At 50.3% G+C, this 23171-nt stretch carries 21 protein-coding genes; 20 read left to right on the top strand and 1 reads right to left on the bottom strand.

Going from position 1 to position 23171, the window contains the following annotated elements; genetic code table 11:
• The first annotated feature begins 30 nt into the window (after positions 1-30).
• The 6 genes from hpaH (at position 31) to SOM40_RS02945 (ending at position 5698) form a co-directional block, all read left to right on the top strand.
• Positions 31-834, top strand: coding sequence for a 2-oxo-hept-4-ene-1,7-dioate hydratase (hpaH, locus tag SOM40_RS02970; RefSeq protein ID WP_261644711.1), 804 nt, complete (start codon positions 31-33; stop codon positions 832-834).
• A 9-nt stretch (positions 835-843) separates the two neighbouring features.
• The gene (gene hpaI / locus SOM40_RS02965; RefSeq protein ID WP_320529938.1) at positions 844-1641 is read left to right on the top strand and encodes a 4-hydroxy-2-oxoheptanedioate aldolase; all 798 of its coding nucleotides are present in this window, start codon (positions 844-846) and stop codon (positions 1639-1641) included.
• A 21-nt stretch (positions 1642-1662) separates the two neighbouring features.
• Entirely contained in the window at positions 1663-3015 is a 1353-nt protein-coding gene (hpaX, locus tag SOM40_RS02960; protein ID WP_320529937.1) for a 4-hydroxyphenylacetate permease, read from the top strand.
• Positions 3016-3024: 9 nt separating this feature from the next.
• Positions 3025-3915, top strand: coding sequence for a 4-hydroxyphenylacetate catabolism regulatory protein HpaA (gene hpaA, locus SOM40_RS02955; protein WP_106995711.1), 891 nt, complete (start codon positions 3025-3027; stop codon positions 3913-3915).
• A 99-nt stretch (positions 3916-4014) separates the two neighbouring features.
• Complete coding sequence (locus tag SOM40_RS02950) at positions 4015-4788, top strand: type IV toxin-antitoxin system AbiEi family antitoxin (protein WP_312189756.1); 774 nt, start codon at positions 4015-4017, stop codon at positions 4786-4788.
• Positions 4781-5698, top strand: a complete 918-nt coding sequence (locus SOM40_RS02945; protein WP_320529936.1) for a nucleotidyl transferase AbiEii/AbiGii toxin family protein — start codon at positions 4781-4783, stop codon at positions 5696-5698. The genes SOM40_RS02950 and SOM40_RS02945 overlap by 8 nt, the downstream gene beginning before the upstream one ends.
• Before the next feature lie 135 nt (positions 5699-5833).
• Here the strand turns inward: SOM40_RS02945 and SOM40_RS02940 are convergent, their stop codons facing one another.
• Positions 5834-6289: a hypothetical protein gene (locus SOM40_RS02940; protein WP_261644706.1), complete on the bottom strand. Its 456-nt coding sequence runs from the start codon at positions 6287-6289 to the stop codon at positions 5834-5836.
• A gap of 391 nt (positions 6290-6680) precedes the next feature.
• Here SOM40_RS02940 and SOM40_RS02935 point away from each other — a divergent pair, with 391 nt between their 5' ends.
• The 14 genes from SOM40_RS02935 (at position 6681) to SOM40_RS02870 (ending at position 23117) form a co-directional block, all read left to right on the top strand.
• Positions 6681-7013: a type II toxin-antitoxin system RelE/ParE family toxin gene (locus SOM40_RS02935; protein WP_261644705.1), complete on the top strand. Its 333-nt coding sequence runs from the start codon at positions 6681-6683 to the stop codon at positions 7011-7013.
• A gap of 12 nt (positions 7014-7025) precedes the next feature.
• Entirely contained in the window at positions 7026-7352 is a 327-nt protein-coding gene (locus SOM40_RS02930; RefSeq protein WP_261644704.1) for an addiction module antidote protein, read from the top strand.
• 182 nt (positions 7353-7534) lie between these two features.
• Entirely contained in the window at positions 7535-9097 is a 1563-nt protein-coding gene (gene hpaB, locus SOM40_RS02925) for a 4-hydroxyphenylacetate 3-monooxygenase, oxygenase component (protein ID WP_106995708.1), read from the top strand.
• 17 nt (positions 9098-9114) lie between these two features.
• Positions 9115-9627: a 4-hydroxyphenylacetate 3-monooxygenase reductase subunit gene (locus SOM40_RS02920; protein ID WP_320529935.1), complete on the top strand. Its 513-nt coding sequence runs from the start codon at positions 9115-9117 to the stop codon at positions 9625-9627.
• 485 nt (positions 9628-10112) lie between these two features.
• Positions 10113-10487 (top strand): hypothetical protein, encoded by a 375-nt coding sequence (locus SOM40_RS02915; protein ID WP_106995706.1) that lies wholly within the window; start codon positions 10113-10115, stop codon positions 10485-10487.
• Positions 10488-10504: 17 nt separating this feature from the next.
• Positions 10505-12268: a polysaccharide biosynthesis/export family protein gene (locus tag SOM40_RS02910; protein WP_225759639.1), complete on the top strand. Its 1764-nt coding sequence runs from the start codon at positions 10505-10507 to the stop codon at positions 12266-12268.
• 54 nt (positions 12269-12322) lie between these two features.
• Positions 12323-13123: an ABC transporter permease gene (locus tag SOM40_RS02905; RefSeq protein ID WP_320529934.1), complete on the top strand. Its 801-nt coding sequence runs from the start codon at positions 12323-12325 to the stop codon at positions 13121-13123.
• A 10-nt stretch (positions 13124-13133) separates the two neighbouring features.
• Complete coding sequence (locus SOM40_RS02900) at positions 13134-13784, top strand: ABC transporter ATP-binding protein (protein ID WP_320529933.1); 651 nt, start codon at positions 13134-13136, stop codon at positions 13782-13784.
• A gap of 15 nt (positions 13785-13799) precedes the next feature.
• Positions 13800-15002 carry a sugar transporter gene (locus tag SOM40_RS02895; protein WP_320529932.1) on the top strand — a complete coding sequence of 401 codons (1203 nt, stop codon included), beginning with the start codon at positions 13800-13802 and terminating at the stop codon, positions 15000-15002.
• 126 nt (positions 15003-15128) lie between these two features.
• Complete coding sequence (locus tag SOM40_RS02890) at positions 15129-17696, top strand: class I SAM-dependent methyltransferase (RefSeq protein WP_320529931.1); 2568 nt, start codon at positions 15129-15131, stop codon at positions 17694-17696.
• A gap of 2 nt (positions 17697-17698) precedes the next feature.
• Positions 17699-20113: a glycosyltransferase family 2 protein gene (locus SOM40_RS02885; RefSeq protein ID WP_320529930.1), complete on the top strand. Its 2415-nt coding sequence runs from the start codon at positions 17699-17701 to the stop codon at positions 20111-20113.
• Positions 20114-20137: 24 nt separating this feature from the next.
• Entirely contained in the window at positions 20138-21364 is a 1227-nt protein-coding gene (locus tag SOM40_RS02880; protein WP_320529929.1) for a glycosyltransferase family 2 protein, read from the top strand.
• A gap of 33 nt (positions 21365-21397) precedes the next feature.
• Complete coding sequence (locus SOM40_RS02875; protein WP_320529928.1) at positions 21398-22126, top strand: hypothetical protein; 729 nt, start codon at positions 21398-21400, stop codon at positions 22124-22126.
• A gap of 22 nt (positions 22127-22148) precedes the next feature.
• The gene (locus tag SOM40_RS02870; protein WP_320530012.1) at positions 22149-23117 is read left to right on the top strand and encodes an SDR family NAD(P)-dependent oxidoreductase; all 969 of its coding nucleotides are present in this window, start codon (positions 22149-22151) and stop codon (positions 23115-23117) included.
• The last annotated feature ends 54 nt before the right edge of the window (positions 23118-23171 follow it).

The following is a 23171-nucleotide window of genomic DNA, read 5'->3' as shown; positions in this document are numbered from 1 at the left end:
GAGAAAACAAATATAAAACAGGATATCGCCATGCTCGATAAACACACCCATACCCTGATCGCCCATCGACTGCATCAGGCGGAACAGACCCGGGAGCAGATCCGCGCGATCTCGCTGGATTACCCGACGATCACCATTGAAGACGCCTACGCCGTGCAGCGCGAATGGGTGAGCCTGAAAATGGCTGAAGGCCGCACCCTGAAGGGCCACAAGATCGGCCTGACCTCGAAAGCGATGCAGGCCAGCTCGCAGATCAGCGAGCCGGACTACGGCGCCCTGCTCGACGACATGTTCTTTCACGACGGCAGCGACATCCCCACCGACCGCTTTATCGTCCCGCGCATCGAAGTGGAGCTGGCCTTCGTGCTGGCGAAACCGCTCCGCGGCCCGAATTGCACGATGTTCGACGTCTATAACGCCACCGACTATGTGATCCCAGCCCTGGAGCTGATCGACGCCCGCTGCCATAACATCGATCCTGAAACCCAGCGTCCACGCAAAGTGTTCGACACCATCTCCGACAACGCCGCCAACGCCGGGGTGATCCTCGGGGGTCGTCCGATCCGCCCGGACGAGCTGGATCTGCGCTGGATATCCGCCCTGCTCTACCGCAACGGGGTGATCGAAGAGACCGGCGTCGCCGCAGGCGTGCTCAACCATCCCGCCAATGGCGTGGCCTGGCTGGCGAACAAGCTCGCGCCCTACGACGTACAGCTGGAGCCCGGGCAGATCATCCTCGGCGGCTCCTTTACCCGCCCGGTCACCGCCAGCAAAGGCGACACCTTCCATGTTGACTACGGCAACATGGGCTCCATCAGCTGCCGCTTTGTATAAGGAGACCGCATGAATAACGCCTTTAAAGACGCGCTGAAGGCCGGGAAACCGCAGATTGGCCTGTGGCTGGGGCTGACCAGCAGCTACAGCGCCGAGCTGCTGGCCGGGGCAGGCTTCGACTGGCTGCTGATCGACGGGGAACACGCCCCCAACAGCGTGCAGACCGTCTTAACCCAGCTGCAGGCGATAGCCCCCTACCCCAGCCAGCCGGTGGTACGTCCGTCGTGGAACGATCCGGTGCAGATCAAACAGCTGCTGGACGTGGGCGCGCAGACCCTGCTGGTGCCGATGGTGCAAAACGCCGACGAAGCCCGGCTGGCGGTGCGCTCGACACGTTATCCACCGGCGGGTATTCGCGGCGTTGGCAGTGCGCTGGCGCGGGCGTCACGCTGGAACCGCATTCCGGATTACCTGCATCAGGCCAACGACGCCATGTGCGTGCTGGTGCAAATCGAAACCCGCGAGGCGCTGAAAAACCTGCCGCAGATCCTCGATGTGGACGGGGTAGACGGGGTGTTTATCGGCCCGGCGGATCTCAGCGCCGACATGGGCTTTGCCGGTAATCCGACTCACCCGGAAGTGCAGGCCGCTATCGAGCAGGCCATCGCGCAGATCCGCGCTGCGGGGAAAGCACCCGGCATTCTGATGGCCAACGAGCAGCTGGCTAAACGCTATCTCGAACTCGGGGCGCTGTTTGTCGCCGTCGGCGTCGACACCACCCTGCTCGCCCGCGGCGCCGAAGCGCTGGCGGCACGCTTTATCGATAAACCGGTTACGTCTGTGAATAACAATAAATCCGTCTACTAAAGGTAAGATCTGGAGCGCAACATGACGACCTCTACCCTGCACCCTGATAATAAAAAAGCTGTAGAACATCGCGTTATAAATAAGCTGTTCCGTCGTTTGATCGTCTTTCTCTTTATTCTGTTTGTCTTCTCGTTCCTTGACCGGATCAACATCGGCTTTGCCGGGCTGACGATGGGCAAAGATCTGGGCCTCACCTCGACGATGTTTGGCCTGGCGGCGACGCTGTTTTACGTCACCTACGTGCTGTGCGGGATCCCGAGCAACATCATGCTGGCGAAGATTGGCGCACGCCGCTGGATCGCCGGGATCATGGTGGTGTGGGGCATCGCCTCGACCTGCACCATGTTCGCCACCAGCCCGCAGACGCTCTACATCCTGCGCATGCTGGTAGGCATTGCCGAAGCCGGTTTCCTGCCGGGGATCCTGGTCTATCTCACCTGGTGGTTCCCCGCATATCATCGCGCCCGCGCCAACGCCCTGTTTATGATTGCCATGCCGGTGACCATGATGCTGGGCTCGATCCTCTCGGGTTATATTCTGGCCCTGGATGGGGTGTGGAACCTGAAGGGCTGGCAGTGGCTGTTCCTGCTGGAGGGGCTGCCGTCGGTGGTGCTCGGGGTAGTGACCTGGTTCTTCCTCAACGACACGCCGGATCAGGCCACCTGGCTGGACGACGAAGAGAAGCAGACCCTCAAAACGATGATCGCCCGTGAGCAGGAGAATGCCGTGGCACACGCCGCCACGCCGCGCTCGACGCTGCGCGAAGTGCTGACCCCGGCGGTGCTGCTCTATACCCTGGCCTATTTCTGCCTGACCAACACCCTGAGCGCCATCAACATCTGGACGCCGCAGATCCTGCAGAGCTTCAACACCGGCAGCAGCAATATCGTGATCGGCCTGCTGGCGGCGATCCCGCAGTTTTGCACCATCCTCGGGATGCTGTGGTGGAGCCGCCGCTCCGACAGGCTGAAAGAGCGAAAAAAGCACACCATCCTGCCCTATCTCTTCGCCGCGGCGGGATGGCTGCTGGCGTCGGCAACCGATCACAGCCTGATCCAGCTGCTTGGCATCATTATGGCCTCAACCGGATCCTTTACCGCCATGGCGATCTTCTGGACCACCCCGGATCAGGTGATTAGCCTGCAGTCCCGGGCGGTAGCGCTGGCGGTGATCAACGCCGTCGGCAACGTCGGCTCTGCCGTCAGCCCGCTGCTGATCGGCATTCTGCGTGACGCCACCGGCAGCTTCAGCTCCGGGCTATGGTTCGTCGCCGGTCTGCTGGTGGTGGGTGCGCTGGTGTTGACCCGGATCCCGATGACCCGCCAGGAGAGCCGTGACAGCGAGCCGGGGATGGCGGCGCAGAAGATCCATTGAGGAGCGGTTATGTGCCAGAGCCCGATTGCCAATATCGACATCAGCAAAGAGTACGACGAGAGTCTGGGGACGGACGATGTGCATTATCAGTCCTTTAGCCGGATGGCGGCCTTTTTTGGCCGCGATATGCAGGCCCATCGCCACGACCACTATTTTCAGATGCACTTTCTGGATACCGGGCAGATTGAGCTCCAGCTGGACGATCACCGCTACTCGGTGCAGGCACCGCTGTTCGTCTTAACGCCGCCGTCGGTGCCGCACGCCTTTTTTACCGAATCGGACAGCGACGGCCATGTGCTGACGGTGCATGAAGATCTGATCTGGCCGTTACTCGAGGTGCTCTATCCCGGCACCCGGGAGACCTTTGGCCTGCCGGGGATCTGCCTGTCGTTAGCGGATAAACCGGATGAGCTGGCGGCGCTTTCTCACTACTGGCGGTTGATTCAACGGGAATCCACCGCTCAGCTTCCAGGGCGGGAGCATACCCTGGTGCTGCTGGCCCAGGCGGTGTTTACCCTGCTGCTGCGCAACGCCAGTCTTGACGATCATGCGGCCAACGGCATGCGCGGCGAGCTGAAACTGTTCCAGCGTTTTAACCAGATGGTCGACGGCCACTTCCACCAGCACTGGACGGTGCCGGATTACGCCAGCGCGCTGCACCTTACCGAATCACGCCTGACCGACATCTGCCGCCGCTTCGCCAACCGCCCGCCCAAACGACTCATCTTCGACCGACAGCTGCGCGAAGCCAAACGGCTGCTGGTCTTCTCCGATAGCGCGGTAAACGAGATTGCCTGGCAGTTGGGGTTTAAAGATCCGGCCTATTTTGCGCGCTTTTTTAACCGACTGGTGGGCTGCTCGCCGAGCAGGTATCGGACGCAGAAGGTGCCGGTGTCGTGAATTTCCTGAGTGGTGCTGAGTGGTGAAAACAGATGACCTTGACATCACACTCATCGGGTAGTTTACTTTTTTGATTATAGTGACACCATGAGTGAATCTATGTCGTCGAAATTAAACTGGTTACTGCAAAACACCTCTCCTGGCAGCCTGGTTTTACAATCCTGGCTGACCCGGAACAACATCTCGCCCTCTCTGGCATTTAAATATGCGCAAAATGGCTGGTTAAACAAACTGCGTGCCGGCGTTTATGCGCGCGCAGGGCGTGAACCAGACTGGAGCGATGCTCTGGCGTGTCTGCAAAACCAGCTTGCCGCCCCTGTTTATCTGGCCGGGCTGTCCAGCCTGTCCTGGCAAGGACGTTCTCATTATCTCCAGCTTAAACAGAGCCAATGTTGGCTTAGCGCTGAAAACAAAACGTTACTCCCTAAATGGTTTAAAGAATTTCCTGGAGTTAACTGGCGAGTGATATCCGGCCTGAAACTTCCTCAACTGGATGAAAAATACCGTACTGAGCTTGAGGTAAACGGGAAAAAAATAACGGCCAGCGCGCCAGAACTGGCAGCCTACGAACTGTTAAGCGCGGTGCCTCAGAACGTCTCATTTGAGCATGCAGCCGAACTTTTTCAGGGACTCGTTAACCTTAACCCTCGCAAAGTAGAGAAATTACTTGTACTCAGCGAAGCAGTCCAAACCAAGCGTTTATATCTGTTTTTCGCCAGTTTCTATGAGCATGCCTGGCTCAAACGTATGGATATCAGCAAAATCAATCTGGGGTCGGGCAACCGTCAAATCGTTGCTAATGGCAAGCTGAACACGCAATACCAGATCACCGTGCCCGAAAAATTCACTATGAAGGGAAGAAACTATGGATAGAACCTCCCCCTACTACCGCCAGGTCACTTTGCTGGTGCGCACACTGCCTTATGTCGCCAACGAGAGCTGTTTTGCCCTGAAAGGTGGAACGGCGATCAATCTGTTTATTCGCAATTTTCCGCGCCTTTCAGTTGATATCGATCTTGCCTATATTCCGCTGGAGAGCAGGGAGGTGGCTCTGCCTAAGGTACGGGAAGCGCTCAGCCGCATCGCTACTAACCTGGAGACTCAAGCCGGGATAAGCGCTGTGCTACAAACGAATAATTCGGATGAGATGCGCATAATTGTCACTACTGACGATGCACAAATTAAAATCGAAGTCTCGCCCGTTGCCCGGGGAACCTTGTACCCCCCACAAGAACGTGATGTTGTCGAAGCCGTAGAAGATGAATTTGGGTTTGCCGCGATCCCGGTTGTCTCACTGCCTGATTTGTATGGTGGGAAATTATGCGCCGCGCTGGATCGCCAGCATCCCAGAGATTTTTACGATGTAAAAATGCTCCTTGATACACAAGGAATTGACCGCGCTATTTTCAATGGTTTTATCGCTTACCTGCTCAGCCATAATCGTCCGTTGTCCGAAGTCCTTAACCCCCGCTGGAAGGATATTAGCGAACCTTTTCACAATGAATTTAGCGGCATGACCTTTCAGGATGCATCTCTAAAAGATCTGATTGAAGTCCCCGAAAGAATGTTAAGCACGTTGAAAAAACATTTCACTCAGCAGGATTTCGATTTTCTGATGTCATTTAAACAAGGTGCACCTGACTGGAATTTAGCGCCAGAAAGCCATATTCAGCATTTGCCCGCCGTGCAATGGAAATTGCACAATATTGGCAGGATGTCAGAGAAAAAACGCGCTCAGTCGATGGAGAAACTGGAAAGGATTCTGGAAGAATGGGTAAGCTGATGTACTAATTTTAAGATAGTTACGCCAGAAGTGTATTCAGTGCTCTCTTTCCCCCGGTGGCGCTTCGCTTACCGGGGCTACGAAACCGTAGGCCGGGTAAGCGTTAGCGCCACCCGGCAACCAGACCGCACAAAATTAATGCACGGTCAGGTACGGCTCCTTCACAAATTCCGCTAACAGATACACCACGTCATGCAGTAACCCCGTTAAGGATGTTGCCAATGGCGGCGGCAGCGTATTGCTCAGTAGTGCCTGGGTCAGCGCCTGGGCATACTCCACCAGGGTGGCGGTCTCCTGCCAGCAATCGGGGATGCACGAGGTTACGTTTTCACCTGCAATCAGCTGCTCGATGAGATGCGGCGGTAAATCCTCATCGCACAGATGGCGGAACTGATTTAACGCCTGCAATAAGCGCCCACATAAAGCATTGCTTGCTTCATCGTCGTGAGTATCGACGAGGACGCAGACAAATGCGGCACACGCGTCCGCGACGTCGAAAAGATCTGCCGAGGCCGGGAGGGGTTGGGTAATGATTTGGTGGATAACGTCTTCTTCGAAGTGGGAGTAAGACGGGGTTGGGATAGTAGTCATTAAATAACCTCCATGTGTATTTATTGGCACCACCAAAGTTCTCACGCCTTGGTGGAGACGCTGACGGGGGTGAGAACCGGTACACATGAACCCGGCCAACCCTAAGGTTGCCCCGCCAGCGTCGCCGTAATTTTAACGGCATGTCTGCTGGTACGGTACTTAAACCGTATAGTCATATGTAATCAGGTTCTCACGCCCGGCTGCGGTTATCGCCGCAACACAGGCACCTTACGACTCAACGAACACAAAAAAAAGACAAATCCCTGTGTTTCATCAGGTTACTTTAGACTTTGCGAGCATGCTTCCAGAACCCGCTAGTCCGGGTTTTTGTTCGTGGATTTTGCGCATAAGATGACAGCCCATTGCACATCGTAAACTATGGGCTACAATAATGATTAAAATTCAGCACTACATAACAGCCGATGGACGCGACCCGTTCGATGAATATTTGCGCAGCGTAAAAGACCCGATAGCAAAAGCTATGATCGCAACTCGCATTGCCCGAATGGCGACAGGGAATTACGGCGATTGCAAACCCTGCAGGGAAAGCGTTTCAGAACTAAGAATTGCCCAGGGGCCGGGCTATCGCGTCTATTTCAGCGACGTCACCGATCCGGTCGATGGAGCAGTCAGTCTGCTTCTCCTCGGTGGTACTAAAAAGAAACAAGATGCAGATATAGATAAGGCCGTTAAGTATCTTAACGACTATAAGAACAGGACATGAGAGGTAAGTGTTATGGCAAAGTCAGTGCTTCATGATGATGCAATGGTAAAACTCCTTAAGGATGATCCGGCATTCGCGCCGATCTACCTTCACCAGGCATTCCTCGAGATTGATGAAGAGGGCGGATACGAAGCGTTCATACTCGCCCTGCGCCATGTCATCGAAGCAACCGGAGGCATGACAGCCATCGCGAAGCGTGCCGGTATTAGCCGCGAGTCTCTATATAAGTCACTGTCGCCAAATGGCAATCCGTCTTTCAAGCGTGTTGCGGCGGTTGCCTCTGCTACAGGGTTCCCTATCTCCCGCATAGCGACAGTCTCGCAACACGCAGTGGCGTAACCGTAGGCCGGGTAAGCGCAGCGCCACCCGGCAAAACCCACCCCGATCACAATTCTCACTCCCGCCTGAAAAGTACCCGTCGTTGACCTATTCGTCCCTTCACGAAACCCCTGCATGGCGCTTCAATTAAACAACAAAAACAAAACACAAATTTAACAACTCTGTACCGATACGAGGTCCCTATGAAACCCGAAGATTTCCGTGCCAGCACCACCCGTCCGTTGACCGGCGAAGAGTATCTGAAGAGCCTGCAGGATGGCCGGGAGATCTACATTTATGGCGAACGCGTAAAAGATGTGACCACCCATCCGGCGTTTCGCAATGCGGCGGCCTCGGTCGCGCAACTGTACGACGCGCTGCACAAACCTGACATGCAGGACGCGCTGTGCTGGAACACCGATACCGGCAGCGGCGGCTACACCCATAAGTTCTTCCGCGTGGCGAAAAGTGCCAACGACCTGCGCCAGCAGCGGGATGCCATCGCCGAGTGGTCACGCCTGAGCTACGGCTGGATGGGTCGTACCCCGGACTACAAAGCCGCCTTCGGCTGTGCGCTGGGTGCTAACCCGGCCTTTTATGGTCAGTTTGAGCAGAACGCCCGCAACTGGTACACCCGCATTCAGGAAAGTGGCCTCTACTTTAACCACGCTATCGTCAACCCGCCGATCGATCGCCACAAACCCGCCGATGAAGTGAAAGACGTCTACATCAAGCTGGAAAAAGAGACCGACGCCGGGATCATCGTCAGCGGCGCGAAAGTAGTCGCCACCAACTCGGCGCTGACCCACTACAACATGATCGGCTTTGGCTCAGCGCAGGTAATGGGCGACAACCCGGACTTCGCCCTGATGTTCGTCGCTCCGATGGATGCCGAAGGGGTGAAGCTGATCTCCCGCGCCTCCTACGAGCTGGTGGCCGGCGCGACCGGCTCTCCTTACGACTACCCGCTCACCAGCCGCTTCGACGAGAACGACGCGATCCTGGTGATGGATAAGGTGCTGATCCCGTGGGAGAACGTGCTGATCTACCGCGATTTCGACCGCTGCCGTCGCTGGACTATGGAGGGCGGTTTCGCCCGCATGTATCCGCTGCAGGCCTGCGTGCGTCTGGCGGTGAAGCTCGACTTCATCACCGCCCTGCTGAAAAAATCGCTGGAGTGTACAGGTACTTCCGAATTCCGCGGGGTACAGGCCGATCTCGGTGAAGTGGTGGCCTGGCGCAACATGTTCTGGGCGCTGAGCGACTCCATGTGCTCGGAAGCCACCCCGTGGGTCAACGGCGCGTATCTGCCGGACCACGCGGCGCTGCAAACCTACCGCGTGATGGCCCCGATGGCCTACGCCAAAATCAAAAACATCATCGAGCGCAACGTCACCAGCGGCCTGATCTACCTCCCGTCCAGCGCCCGGGATCTGAACAATCCGCAGATCGACAAATACCTGGCGAAGTACGTGCGCGGCTCCAACGGCATGGACCACGTGGAGCGCATCAAGATTTTGAAACTGATGTGGGATGCCATCGGCAGCGAGTTCGGCGGTCGTCACGAGCTGTATGAGATCAACTACTCCGGTAGCCAGGATGAAATCCGCCTGCAGTGCCTGCGCCAGGCGCAGAGCTCCGGCAACATGGACAAGATGATGGCGATGGTTGACCGCTGCCTGTCTGAGTACGACCAGAACGGCTGGACGGTTCCGCACCTGCACAACAACACCGATATCAACCTGCTGGACAAGCTGCTGAAATAACGCAGCGGGAGGTCAAGATGCAACATGATGAACAACGTCTGCGTTTTCGCGACGCGATGGCCAGCCTCTCGGCGGCGGTCAATGTGATTACCACCGATGGCGACGCCGGACGCTGCGGCATTACCGCCACGGCGGTCTGCTCGGTGACGGATACCCCGCCGTCGGTGATGGTGTGCCTGAACGCCAACAGCGCCATGAACCCGGTATTTCAGGGTAACGGCAAGCTGTGTATTAATGTGCTCAATCACGAGCAGGAGCTAATGGCGCGCCATTTTGCCGGGATGACCGGCATGGCGATGGAAGAGCGATTTACCCTCTCCTGCTGGCAAAAAGGCCATCTGGACCAGCCGGTATTAAAAGAGGCGCTGGCCAGCCTGGAGGGAGAGATAAACCAGGTCCAGACCATCGGCACCCATCTGGTATACCTGGTGGAGATCAAAAATATCCTCCTGAGCCAGGAGGGACACGGGCTGATTTACTTTAAGCGCAGATTTCATCCGGTGTTAATTGAACAAGAAATGACCGTTTAATCCCCTGCGCCAGCCGAATTTTCGGCTGGCGCTTATTTGTTTTCCACTTGCTCAAAATGAAACAATCACAATCTGAAACTAATCACAATATACGTTTCTTCTCTCCCCACCAGAGTTAATAGTTGTTTCGGACTTTTCCCCTTTTTCAGGGCAGATTTCTTAAATTTGAAATGACACAAACTGCAAAATTATGTAATCTTCGCGACACAAAAACACTTTCATGAATAATAAAAAAACGTTTTAGTTGTTTACTGAATAGTTTTTTTATGGCAGCACCCTAAAGCAAACTGGACACTTCTTGACCGGAATCGTCATTTCCGTGCGGTAGCCTACCTTTTTTTTGCCCTTTTTTGCTCCACTTCCTCAGCTATGCCGCCTCTGCTTCCTGACCTTCAGGTCAACTATTTGGGCAATATAAACAGTCGGGTACCGACGAATTTTTATATTTACACGCCAGGTTCCGAATATATGGAAAATATTTACAAATGAAGAACGCAACTCGCCTTCTGGTGATTTCGCTCGCCCTCATTCTGAGCGGCTGTGCATATTCCCCGAAGCAGGTTGAAGCCTCCCGACCGCTTGTCAATCCGGCCGCTTCAACCACACTCCAGCCTATGTCAGCCAACCTGCAACAACCTCTGAATACCCTGCCTCAGGGCGCGGCTCTGAGCGCCAATGGCAATACCTATATCCTGGGCCAGCGATATGTCTCCGCCCTGGGTCTGGAATGTATTGAACTGCTGCGTAACCGCAACTACAACCAGTCGCAGCATGGCGTGACCTGCAAGAACGGTGATACCTGGTATCTGGTACCGCAACTGGAACAGGCATCCGCCAGCAACCTGCTTGCCGTGCAATAATTTTGAAGAGAAATGTTGTGAAAATAACGAAATTTCGGCAATTGAGTGCCATTCTGCTGCTGGCCTGCGCCTCTTGCGCTGCCTTTGCTGCACCCACTAAGGAAGATGCCCAGGCCTTTGGCATGAATACCCCGGCAGATACCGGCGATGGCCGACTGCAACTCGGTGGTGAACAGGCGATGAGTGGCCAGGCAAATACCTCCTCCACCACCGGTACCTTTGCGCAGCAAAACCGCCAGGGCATGTTACTTCCGGGCGAGTCCGACGTGCGTAAACTCCTGCCGCAGTCCGAGTCCGGCCTGCCCCCTCCATATGGTGCCAACCTGTTTGCCGGTGGCTATGAAACCGAGCGCAGCGACGGCTTAAACGATAATTACCTGATCGCTCCCGGCGATAAGCTGAATATCTGGATCTGGGGCGCGGTCAATTTCTCCAACGTGGTGACCGTTGACAATCAGGGCAATATTTTCATTCCTGACGTCGGCCCGATTAATGTCAAAAACGTGGCGGCAAGTAAAGTCAATAACTTAGTCACCAGCCACATCAGCGAAGTATTCACCAATAACGTTAATGTTTACGTTAATCTGCTTACCGCGACCCCGGTCAGCGTATTTGTTACCGGCCCGGTGATCCGTCCGGGACAATATGCCGGACAATCATCCGATAGCGTTTTATATTTCCTGAAACGCGCAGGCGGCATCGACTCCGATCGCGGCAGCTACCGTCATATTAAGGTGTTACGTCAGAACCGGGTCGTCCAGCAGATCGACCTGTACGAATTTATGCAGCAGGGCAAAATGCCGAAGCTGTCCCTGAAGGATCAGGACGTCATTCTGGTTGAGCCGCAGGGCCCGATGATCAATGTGGCCGGTAAAGTGCGTAACCCGTTCCGCTTCGAGTTAAAAAACAGCACCGCGCTCGGCTCGGAGCTGATCGACTACGCCCTGCCGCTCGCCAAGGTGAGCCACGTGGGCGTGATTGGCGATCGCTCCAACGGCCCGTTCTCGGTCTATATGCCATATAAAGATTTTGACCGCATTCAGCTGAGCGACGGCGACAAAGTGCTGTTTAACGACGACATGCATGCGCAGGTTTACGACGTGCAAGTGATGGGCAGCTACCGCGGGCCATCTTACTTCACCGTGCGTAAAGAGACCCGTCTGCACGATCTGCTGAACCACATCCCGATTGACCCAAACATGGCGGATTACGGCTCGATCTACATCATGCGTAAGAGCGTGGCGGCACGGCAGAAAGAGATGCTGGAAGACTCCCTCAACCGCCTGGAGCGCAGCGTGTTTACCGCGCCTGCCAGTTCCGACGGTGAAGCCTCCATTCGGACCAAAGAAGCCGAGCTGGTGATGCGATTCGTGGAAAAAGCCCGCAAGATCCAGCCGCTGGGTAAAGTGGTGGTGTCGGATAAAGGTGTGATTGCCAACATCCTGCTGGAACAGGGCGATCAGATTGTGATCCCGAACAAGACCGACCTGATTCAGATTGGCGGCGAAGTGATGATGCCGCAGGCGGTGGTCTACAACGAAGGTGCGAAACTTGAAGACTACGTTGCCTGGGCGGGCGGCTTTACCGACCGTGCGAACGACCAGCGTATTGCCGTGGTGCATGCCAACGGGCTGATGGAGTTTAAAGACGGGGGCAATGTCATGCCGGGCGATCAGATTCTGGTCATGCCGAAAGTGGACAGCAAAATGATGCAGTCCATCAAAGACATTACTCAGGTCATCTATCAGGTTGCCGTGGCGGCCAATGTGGTCCTGAACTAACCCTCACAGCGGGCTCGCTTAACGGCGGGCCCGTTCTGTTATATCGGCCTTCTCATGCTTAAACCTGTTCTCAATCAAACGCCCCGCAGCTCGTTTCAGGTGCTGCGGGATGTCACCTTTGGCCTGCTTATCCGTGAACTGAAAACACGATTTGGGAGTTACCGGCTGGGGTATGCCTGGGCGCTGCTGGATCCGTTGTTGATGATTACCGCGTTTAGTTTGATTTTTGGTATGCGTAGCTCTGGCGGGTTTGGAGGGGTCCCTGCACCGCTATTTATTACTGCTAGTTACTTACCATTCCTCTTTTTCAGAAATGTGGTGAGTAAATTACAATCCGCAGTTAGTGCCAATATGGGTCTATTCTGCTATCGGCAAGTAACTCCATTCGCCACGTTTGTTGCTCGTTTTATCCTTGAGGTTATTATCGGCCTGGTTGTGGGTTGTGTTCTTGTATTAGGACTAATGTGGTTTGGTTTTGATGCTACCCCTAACGATCCTTTACTCGTCATACTCATTTATTTTTTACTTATGACCTTTTCTTTTTCTTTAGGAATTATCTTCTGTGTTGTATGTAACTTATTCAAAGAGGCAAGTAAATTTCTCGATTTATTAATGATGCCATTAATGTTTATCTCTTGCGTCATGTACCCCTTGGCAACAATTCCGACACAGTACCAACACTGGTTTGTATGGAACCCACTCGTTCATGCAGTGGAATTGATTCGATGCGGCTGGTTAGCCGGTTATGTTAGCCCTGATGTCAGCTGGGGCTATTTATCATGTTTAACGCTAGTTCTGCTAACGTTTGCAATGAGCTGCTATCGCTTGAGCCATCGCCGCCTGATTGCCAGCTAAGTGAATTACGATGATCATTCTGGATAACGTCTCAAAGTATTACCCCACCAAATTCGGTCGAAACTATGTGCTGCGTGATGTAAGCATCATACTACCTCGCGATCGCAATATCGGTATTTTAGGTGCCAACGGGGCGGGTAAATCAACGCTATTACGCCTATTAGGGGGGATGGATACACCCAGTAAGGGAAAAATCTCTCGTCACTGTCGCGTATCCTGGCCCCTGGCACTTAATGGGGGATTTCAGGGCAGCATGACCGGACGAGAAAACACCCGTTTTGTCTGCCGTATTCATGGTGTACGCGATACGCATGCTATTGAAGAGTGGGTGAAAGAGTTCTCAGAAATTGGTCAACATTATGAGCTGCCGATTAAAGGCTATTCCAGTGGGATGAGATCAAAATTCTCCTTTGCCGTCAGCATGGCCTTTGATTTTGAAATCTACCTGACCGATGAAATCACTTCCGTAGGTGATGCCCGTTTCAAACAAAAATGTATTGATGTCTTTAATCAAAAACGCGAGACCGCCAGTTTAATTATGGTGTCGCATGATATGAAGAACTTACGCCAGCAATGTGACATGGGAATTGTGCTGCGTAACAGCACGCTTGAAATGTTCGACAATATCGAAGATGCCATCAGTATTTATCAAAAACTATAACAAGCCAATAAAATCATGACCCAGCCAACCCGTTCCAATAAATCTTCCGGTTTGATGCGCAAACTGAAAAAATTAAAAACTAAACCTAAACATTTCATTGTTGATTCCAGCGGCTACAAGCTTGCCCATAACTCGTGGAAAAAAAGCCTTAAGCTTGGCAGTTTTCAATGGGTATTAGCCTGTTTTGCCGTCGCCGTCATCTATTTTGGTTTCATTGCCTCGGATCGTTTTGTAAGCCGGGCTGAGCTGGTGGTTAAACAGGCAGACCAAATAAAAATGTTGCCCGATGCCCTCTCGATGCTGGGGCTAGGGGGTAACAATCATCAGGATGCGCTGCTCATTCAGGACTATCTCAAGTCTGCCGATCTTCTTAATAAGCTAGATAAAGAGTTAGGTCTGAAAGCCCATTACCAGAGCCATAAAGTCGATTACTTCTCTCGCCTGCCTGACAATGTCAGCCGGGAAGAGTTTCTGAAGTATTACCGTGAACACCTCACATTGCGCCTGGATGATATCTCCGGTGTGCTGACGATTGAATTGCAGGCATTTGATCCCGCCTATGGTCAGAAAGTAGTAGGTGTAATGTTGAAAGAATCTGAGGGTTTTATTAACAAACTGGGTCATCAGGTCGCACTGGAACAGCTTGCCTTTGTCGAAAAAGAAGTTGATCGCGCCTATCAGCGGGTACAGGCCGAAAAAGCCAAAGTGCTTGAATTTCAAAATACCCATCATCTTATTAGTCCCGAATCTACCAGCACGGCCCGCATGAGTGTAGTTAGCCAGATTGAAGGCCAACTGGCCCAGCAACAGGCCCAGTTAAAACAGTTGCAAAGCTATATGAAAGTAACCGCACCTGCAGTGGTTTCTGTGCAGGCTCGAGTCGACGCATTAACCCAGCAGCTTGCACAAGAGCAAGCTCGATTAACCGGTGAAGATAAAAATGCGATGAACGAAGTCACCGCCAGCTATATGGACGTTCAAACTCAGGCCACACTCGCGGCAGACCTCTACAAAACCGGTCTTATTAGCCTAGAACAAGCCAGAATAGAAGCGTACCGCAAACTTAAACATCTGCTGGTTATCAGCCAGCCGACACTGGCTGAAGATGCCGAATATCCACGCCGCCTGTATAACCTGGCCACCATCGGCGTATTACTGTGCCTGTTATATGGCTTGCTCGTCATGGGTCTTGCAACTCTGCGTGAGCATCAAGACTAACAGCATATTGCGATGAAACCAGAATCACCCCCAGGTGAGCTCAGGCCTTTCGCTACCTAATCATAAAGTGGTCGCCCTGCCGATCACGCTAAATAATCATTGTTCTCATATTGAAGGGATCTCCCCATGGGCACTCAGCAAAGCAGCCGTTCACAGGCAATCCGCAAGCAAACAACAGTGAAACAAACAAATACCGAGCTGGATTTCATTTTCAAGCGCTCTATTTTTTGGCGCCCTTCTTACATCGCACAATCCGCCTGGTTAGAACATATTCCATTTGCTTTCTGGTTAGTCGACACCCTGCAACCCCGCAAAATTGTTGAACTGGGCACCCATTACGGCAGCTCCTATTTTTCTTTCTGCCAGGCAATAACGAAGTTAGATCTCGAAACCCAATGCTATGCAGTAGATACCTGGGGTGGCGATGAGCATGCAGGCCAGTACGGCGAAGAAGTTTATCGGCAGGTCTCTGAGCACAACCAGCAACATTACTCCGATTTTTCTACGCTGGTGCGCAGCACATTCGACCAGGCTCTGGAACACTTCCCGCAAGGCAGCATTGATTTGCTGCATATTGATGGCCTGCATACCCTCGAAGCCGTGCGTCATGATTTTGAAAGCTGGCTGCCGAAGCTGTCTGACAGAGCCGTTGTGATCATGCATGATACCAACGTGCGGGAACGCGGCTTTGGGGTATTCCAACTGATGGATGAGCTTAAGCTGCAGTATCCTCATTTTGAGTTCGCCCATGGGCACGGGTTAGGCGTGATTGGCGTAGGCAACGAGCAATCATCGGAGATGATGGGCCTGTATGACCTTTCAGGTAATGCATCAGCAACACGACAAGTGCAAGAGGTCTTCTCTCGTCTGGGTAAAGCCTGCGGTTACAGTTGGGAAAACGGTGAGATAAAGCGCCAGATGGTCGCGCTGCAAGCAAACCAGCAAGCCGAAACCCAGGATGTTATGGAGCAACAGGCTCAGGAAAGGGGTCGCCTGGCAGAGAAGATCACCGCACAGCACCACGCCATTAAAGCGCTGGAGGACAAACTTGCACAACACGCCGATCAAACCGCCGAACTCAGCCTTCAGAAGCAGCAGGTAAGCACGTTAACCGCAGAGCTGGCGGCGTCCAGTCAACATACCTCCGAACTGCAAACAGACCTCACGCTTTGTGAACAACAACGAGACGAGAGTCTGACACGCCAGCAAAACCTGGAAACTGCGCTGGCAGAAACCCGAGAGCAATTTACCCAGACTGTTACAGAACGTGACTTGCTTGCGCAAGAAAAGCAGTCATTGCTGGAGCAACAAACAGAAGCGCAGGAACAGCAGGTCGTCCTGCAACAGCAACTGCATGAACAAGCGCTGCATCTTAATGAAGAGACCCAGCGTGCCGCGCAGCTCACTCTCGCACTCAGCAAAAATAACGGGGTGCTGACCGAGTATGCAGACCAGCTCAGTGCGCTGCAGCAGCAGATTGATGAACTGACTACCGCGTTGACTACTGCGCATCAGCAGCAGGATGAACTCAGCCAGACTCTGGCGACCGAAGCCCGCCACTGGCAACAACAAAAACAAACACTGACTGAAGCCCAAGCTCAGATCCAGGCTCAGTGTGATGCCTTAACCACAGACCTCGCGGCAAGCCACACTAAGCTGGAGCAGTATGAATCGGCTCAGCAAATCTGGCAGACGCGTGAACAGGAAATGGTTAGCAATCTGGATGCTCGTGCTGGCGAAATTACTAGGCTGAACCAAGCACAGGCAGTTAGCGCTCAGACAATTGATAAACAGAATAGTGAACTTGAGCAAACGCGTGAAGAATTGTCTACTTTGCTTCAGCGGCATCACGCAGAACAAGCGGAATATCAGCATCATTTAAGCCAGCTGAATCAAAGCCTGAGCGAGCGGTTTACTGAGATCGCAACACTGACTCAATGGCTGGAAGAGCGTGAACAGACGTCAGCAAATGAACAAAAGAAACTGACTGAAGAGTATCAGCAACAGGCAGGTGTGCTGAACCAAAAGCTGGGTGAGCAGGTTATTGAAATCACGGTCCTCACCCAAACACTGGAAGAGCGTGAACAAGCCCATGCAAAAGCGGCTGAAGAACATCAGCTGCATCAGCAAACATGGCGCGAAGAGCAGACCCAACTCGGTAACCGTGTCAGTGAACTGGCTAAGCAAAACGAATCACTGGAAGCCAACATCAGTGAGCGTTTCCGCGAGCTGGCAATCATGACTCGTCATACCGAACAGTTAACTCGTGAACTACAACAAAAAGAACAGCAACTTCAAAAAGCAAAAGATCGCGCACAAAACCTTAAGCAGACCGTGTCGTGGAAACTGACTGCACCGGTGCGTGCGCTGGGTCGTACCTTTAAAGAAAGCCCATCAACCACATCATCAGTTACCGTAAGCAATGCAGAACGTATTGCGGCATCTGGCCTGTTCGACGAGCTCTGGTATTTGCATCGTTATCCGGAAGTTGCGGACTCCGGCCTGTCGGCCATTGAGCACTTTATTCAGATTGGTGCTGATAAGGGCTATAGCCCAAGTGCTCTCTTTGATACACGCTGGTACTTACAAACTTATGCGGATGTGGCCCAAGGCTCTATTAATCCATTACTTCATTACATCCTGCATGGAAAGGCAGAACAGCGTCATTGCCTGCCAGACAACATGAGAAAATAACAATGACCGTTGAATTCAACAAGGACGAGCTGCTCACGCATTTCGATGAGCAATGGTATTTACAAACCTATCAGGACGTACGCCAGACGGGACTTCCTGCAAGAGAACATTTCAAACGTTATGGTACCCTGCTGGGACGTAAACCCTGTGCTGACTGGGTCACGTCAGTACGGAGTCCAATTGCAACAGCAGTACATTTGCCCTGGATCGCGCTGAACCAACTTTCTGCGGACCCTGAGTATATGCATGGATGGAAATCAGAAGGGAATGATCCTTATTTCATTCTAGATTTGCAGCACCTGCCTCAAACAGGAAAAGGATGGTATCAGTTTAACTTGACGCTGAATTGCTCTGGAAAACAAGGGCTAGCCAAGTTCTATCTGGATACCGGGAAAGGGTTCAATGAATTTGAAACCGTTACCCTGCCGTACAAAAAAGCAGTAACGGCCAGCCGCCTGTTTTATCTCGAATCCCCATTGATCGCACTGCGTTTCGATCCCCTGGAACAAGAAGATACCTTCTCTGTTAGCCAGTTCGAAATTACGGCAATCAGCGACAGCCAAATAGAGCCCGCATTGCTGGCTCGTATTCAGCAGGAACATCAAAGTTATCGTGATATGGAAATGACGATGATTAAGGAGTCTATTTCTTCTGAAAGCGGTAGTCTGTCGATGGATCGTTTGGTGGCACTCTATAACGAGACCTTTAGTTTCACTTTACCTTCTGTTGACTATGAAGAGTGGATTGAAACCGTCGAAATACCTTCCTTGCCAAGTAAAGCAGACGTTGCTGCAATAATGGCAACAATGACCAAACCACCTGTTATTTCGGTAGTGATGCCGGTATACAACCCGGCAGAGATCTACTTACGTGCATGCTTAGATTCTGTGATCGCGCAAAGTTACCCGCACTGGGAACTGTGCATTGCAGATGACAAATCGCCAAAAGAACATGTTCAGCGTGTGCTACGTGAATATGAAGCAAAAGATCCTCGCATTAACGTGGTCTACCGCCAACAGAATGGTCATATTTCGGCAGCGTCTAACAGCGCGCTGGAAATCGCCAAAGGCGATTTTGTAGCATTACTGGATCATGATGATGCCCTGCCAGAACACGCTCTGTTGTTCATGGCGCAAGCTATTTGTGCACAGCCAGAAACCCAGATTCTTTACAGCGATGAAGACAAGCTTAACGGCCGCGGCGAGCGTTTTGATCCTCATTTCAAAAGCGACTGGAACCCGGATCTGTTCTTCTCACAAAACTACGTTTCTCATCTCGGGGTCTATCGCCGCAATCTGCTTCAGCAAATCGGTGGTTTCCGTCTGGGTGTAGAAGGAAGCCAGGATCAGGATCTGCTGCTGCGCTGCTTGCCTTATGTACAGGCGGAGCAAATTGTGCATATTCCTCGCGTGCTTTACCACTGGCGTACTATCGAAGGCTCAACCGCGCTGGCATCTGGCGAAAAAAGCTACACCACCGATGCGGGCATCAAAGCATTGCGCGACTATTTTGCTACCCAGCAAGCAGGCGTGGAAGTTGATGCCGGGTTGGTGCCTAATACCTATCGGGTACGTTATCCAATACCGGACCCCGCACCACTGGTTAGTTTGCTGATCCCTACCCGCGATCGACGTTCACTGACCGAAACTGCTGTGCGCAGTATTCTTGAGAAAAGTACCTATACCAACTACGAGATCCTTATCCTTGATAACGGCAGCGTAGAAGCCGACACGATGGAGTTTTTCAACCAGATCCAACAGGAAGATCGTCGCGTCAAAGTGCTCGCATACGACTTCCCGTTTAACTACTCAGCGATTAACAACTTTGGTGCGCGTCATGCCAAAGGCACCGTTATTGGTCTGGTCAATAATGATGTTGAAGTAATTAATCCGGATTGGTTAACTGAAATGGTGAGTCAGTGCCTCCGTCCTGAAATTGGCTGTGTAGGTGCCAAACTTTATTACAGCAACGATACCGTACAACACGGCGGCGTTATCCTGGGGATTGGTGGTGTAGGTGGACACTCTCATAAACACTTCCCTCGTCATCATCCTGGATATTTCAGTCGCCTTGTACTGACCCAGTCACTTTCTGCTGTCACTGCCGCTTGTCTTCTTATTCGTAAAGAAGTCTTTGATCTAGTTTCAGGCCTTGATGAAGAGAACCTCAAAGTCGCATTTAATGATGTAGATTTCTGTCTTAAAGTACGCGAGGCGGGATATCGTAACCTTTGGACTCCTTATGCGGAACTTTATCATTATGAGTCGATTAGCCGAGGTGCTGAAGACTCGCCAGAGAAAATTGCCCGTTTTGCTCAGGAAGTGAATTTTATGAAGTCCAAGTGGGGAAAACTTCTTGAAATTGATCCTTTTTATAGCCAGAACCTGACACAATCGAGAGAAGATTTCAGTATCTGACTTTGACTTCTTATAGGTAATAATATGTTTTGTATTGGTGCAATTTTTAAAAATGAAGGCCCTTATATCCTCGAATGGATCGCTTATCATCAAGCTATAGGTGTTAATAGATTTTACATTGTCGATAATGTAAGCAATGATGCTTCATCAGAGTTACTTTGTGATTTACACACATTAGGAATTATTACCAGAATTGAATATAAGAATGAGAACGGCGTTAAACCCCAATTACCAGCATATAAAAAAATCATAAATGAGCTTAAAGATGAAGATGAATACATTTCCTTTATAGACGCGGATGAATTTATCTATTTAAATGATACAACACAAGGCATCAATGCTATCGTGAATATTTTTAACGATAGTGACATTGGTGCCGTGGCTTTGAACTGGGCTATATATGGTTCATCTAAATGTATATCTCCCCGTCATGACTCATTGGTAATTGAACGATTTGATCATAGAGCATTTCAAGATTTCCCTACTAACACCCATTATAAATCCGTCATCAGAAAAGATGCCTTAATCGATACGGGCGAAAATGCGCACTTTTTTAAAGTTAATGGAAAATACGTACAAACTAACTTAACAGAAATAAACAAATTAACTGGATTAAGCGAAACTGTTTCTTGGGATATTTGTCGGCTCAATCATTACGTTGTTAAATCTAAAACTGAATTTTTTGCTAAAAAAGCGGCGAGAGGTAGGCCCTCAGGAAAGGATTCTGATTTAAATGAAAAATTCTTCAATAATCATGACGTAAACACCGTTAGAGAGCAATATCCATATTCATTTATATCTAAAGTAAAAGACAACATAGATGTTATTGAGTCATCTCTTTTAAATAAAAAAACACGCATAAAAATTCATTCTTTATATAAATCCGATCAAAACCCTGGAACGTGCTGCGTTGATAACATCACCCACGCTGATGGAGTTGTTGTCATAACAGGTTGGGCGGTTTCAAAAAATAAAGAGTCATTACATGACATTAAGATATTAATTAACAATGAAAGATTTATGAATGACTTTCTGTTTGAGAAAATTGAAAGACTTGACTTATGTGGGCATAATATTGCCAACGACACACACTGTGGTTTCATGATTTCAATTGATACAAAAAAAATATTTTCAAACGGCATAATTAGCCTTTCCATACATATATTAGACAATACAAAAAATTCGATATGTGAGCTAAACTTAGGTAAACATAAAGTTATCTTAAATTCTGCCTTTCCAAACTTGATTTAACCTCTGCAATAGAATTGCACTAGGTGTTTACATATGATTAATGATGTTAAAAGCGTTTTTTATTTTGCATATTTTGGTACTGACGCCGATGATGATGAAAGAATAATGAGTCGCGCACGATATATTAATGAACAATTATCTTTCCTTTCCAAATTATGTGATGAAAATAATATAAGCTTGAAATTTATTGTTGCAACGATACCTGAAAAATTTTCTAAGATTCTTTTGAACATGGCAAAAGAATGTAATTTTTTCATTTATAGCAAATATATATCCGACCAGAATAACTATGAATACAATGGCATCTCAGCTTGCATTGACTTTGCTAAAAAGGGACCAGAATCATTAATTTTCTACTGCCATTCGAAGGGTTCTGTTAATAATAATGAGCTTTCTATGGGTATATTCAAGTTTCATTGCGAAAACAACCTTAAATGGGACACGAATCGTTTAAAAAGCAGTAATGAAATATATAAAGCAGGGCTTTTCCCTTCAGAGTACGGCTGGTTATGGCATAATTTCTTCTGGGTAAAATCTAGTTATTTAAGAGATAAAAAACTTCAACCTGATGGTACCAGACATTATTACGAAGCGTTTATAGGCGAAAAAAACAATAAACAAGCTCATGAAGGCGTCATATCCACACTTCCTGAAGAATTTTTTGATTCACAAGAAACGCTAAGGAAGAGTTGTTTTTATGAGGCACATGACATCAATAAATGTGGTTTTTTGAACCGTGAATTCCGTCGTTTAGGAAAATAATAAAGAATTGCTCATAATGAAAATTAAAATATTAATTACTGGTGCTTCTGGATTTATAGGTCATGCATTAAGCAAATACCTCTTAAACAATGGAAATTATAAAGTAGTTGGCATCGATAATATGAATGCCTATTACTCTGTTGAGCTTAAAAAATCAAGATTAGCTACCCTGGAAGGGAATCCTAATTTTACCTTTTATCAGATGGATATAGCAGACCATCAATCGTTAGACGATCTTTTTGATAAGCACCAATTCGACTACGTAGTCAATCTCGCCGCTCAGGCTGGTGTAAGATATTCTATTGAAAACCCCAAAGCTTATACAGAAAGCAATCTGGTCGGTTTTTCAAATATCCTGGAAGCCTGCCGCCATCACAAAGTAAAGCATTTGGTGTTTGCCAGTTCATCAAGTGTGTATGGCCGGAATGAGAAGGTACCGTTCTCTGAGGAAGATCGTGTTGATCTGCCGGTGAGTTACTATGCAGCGACTAAAAAAGCGAATGAAGTAATGGCTGCAAGTTATTCGCATTTATACAACCTTCCTATTTCTGGGCTTCGCTTCTTTACAGTGTATGGCCCATGGGGACGTCCTGATATGGCACCATGGCTGTTTACAGATGCCATTTTGCATAACCGCCCTATCAAAGTGTTCAACAATGGGGACATGCTGCGAGACTTCACTTATATCGATGATATCGTCGAAGGTATCGTTAGATTAATTGACACTCCACCAGCTAATGATTTGCCATATGAAATCTATAACATTGGTAACAACCGACCTGAAAAATTAGCAGATTTTATTTCAGCGATTGAAAAAGCCTGTGGTGTAGTGGCTGATAAAGTTAATTACCCAATGCAGGATGGTGATGTTCCTGTAACCTACGCAGATACAAGTAAATTGAACCAAGCTGTCGGATTCTCACCTGATACTAAACTTCAATCTGGAATTGATCGCTTCGTCGCCTGGTTCAGGGAATATCATAAATTATAGTGATTCCCTTATGTATTGGCTGAGATGGCTTCATCAATATTGTCTTTCAATGGA

The sequence above is a fragment of the Leclercia sp. CFBP8987 genome (genome assembly GCF_034044995.2).
GTDB classification, from domain to species: Bacteria; Pseudomonadota; Gammaproteobacteria; order Enterobacterales; family Enterobacteriaceae; genus Enterobacter; species Enterobacter tamurae.
The sequence above is the reverse complement of the archived record's forward strand: the minus strand, read 5'-3'. Positions and strand labels throughout refer to the sequence as shown.

What these genes read in the sequence shown, in the direction of transcription:
- SOM40_RS02930 (WP_261644704.1), top strand. Translation starts at nt 7,026, where the DNA reads ATGGCAAAGTCAGTGCTTCATGATGATGCAATGGTAAAACTCCTTAAG.
- SOM40_RS02900 (WP_320529933.1), top strand. Translation starts at nt 13,134, where the DNA reads ATGATCATTCTGGATAACGTCTCAAAGTATTACCCCACCAAATTCGGT.
- SOM40_RS02915 (WP_106995706.1), top strand. Translation starts at nt 10,113, where the DNA reads ATGAAGAACGCAACTCGCCTTCTGGTGATTTCGCTCGCCCTCATTCTG.
- SOM40_RS02940 (WP_261644706.1), bottom strand. Translation starts at nt 6,289, where the DNA reads ATGACTACTATCCCAACCCCGTCTTACTCCCACTTCGAAGAAGACGTT.
- hpaA (WP_106995711.1), top strand. Translation starts at nt 3,025, where the DNA reads ATGTGCCAGAGCCCGATTGCCAATATCGACATCAGCAAAGAGTACGAC.
- SOM40_RS02880 (WP_320529929.1), top strand. Translation starts at nt 20,138, where the DNA reads ATGTTTTGTATTGGTGCAATTTTTAAAAATGAAGGCCCTTATATCCTC.
- SOM40_RS02895 (WP_320529932.1), top strand. Translation starts at nt 13,800, where the DNA reads ATGACCCAGCCAACCCGTTCCAATAAATCTTCCGGTTTGATGCGCAAA.
- SOM40_RS02885 (WP_320529930.1), top strand. Translation starts at nt 17,699, where the DNA reads ATGACCGTTGAATTCAACAAGGACGAGCTGCTCACGCATTTCGATGAG.
- SOM40_RS02935 (WP_261644705.1), top strand. Translation starts at nt 6,681, where the DNA reads ATGATTAAAATTCAGCACTACATAACAGCCGATGGACGCGACCCGTTC.
- hpaH (WP_261644711.1), top strand. Translation starts at nt 31, where the DNA reads ATGCTCGATAAACACACCCATACCCTGATCGCCCATCGACTGCATCAG.
- hpaX (WP_320529937.1), top strand. Translation starts at nt 1,663, where the DNA reads ATGACGACCTCTACCCTGCACCCTGATAATAAAAAAGCTGTAGAACAT.
- SOM40_RS02920 (WP_320529935.1), top strand. Translation starts at nt 9,115, where the DNA reads ATGCAACATGATGAACAACGTCTGCGTTTTCGCGACGCGATGGCCAGC.
- SOM40_RS02875 (WP_320529928.1), top strand. Translation starts at nt 21,398, where the DNA reads ATGATTAATGATGTTAAAAGCGTTTTTTATTTTGCATATTTTGGTACT.
- SOM40_RS02945 (WP_320529936.1), top strand. Translation starts at nt 4,781, where the DNA reads ATGGATAGAACCTCCCCCTACTACCGCCAGGTCACTTTGCTGGTGCGC.
- SOM40_RS02890 (WP_320529931.1), top strand. Translation starts at nt 15,129, where the DNA reads ATGGGCACTCAGCAAAGCAGCCGTTCACAGGCAATCCGCAAGCAAACA.
- SOM40_RS02950 (WP_312189756.1), top strand. Translation starts at nt 4,015, where the DNA reads ATGTCGTCGAAATTAAACTGGTTACTGCAAAACACCTCTCCTGGCAGC.
- SOM40_RS02905 (WP_320529934.1), top strand. Translation starts at nt 12,323, where the DNA reads ATGCTTAAACCTGTTCTCAATCAAACGCCCCGCAGCTCGTTTCAGGTG.
- hpaI (WP_320529938.1), top strand. Translation starts at nt 844, where the DNA reads ATGAATAACGCCTTTAAAGACGCGCTGAAGGCCGGGAAACCGCAGATT.
- hpaB (WP_106995708.1), top strand. Translation starts at nt 7,535, where the DNA reads ATGAAACCCGAAGATTTCCGTGCCAGCACCACCCGTCCGTTGACCGGC.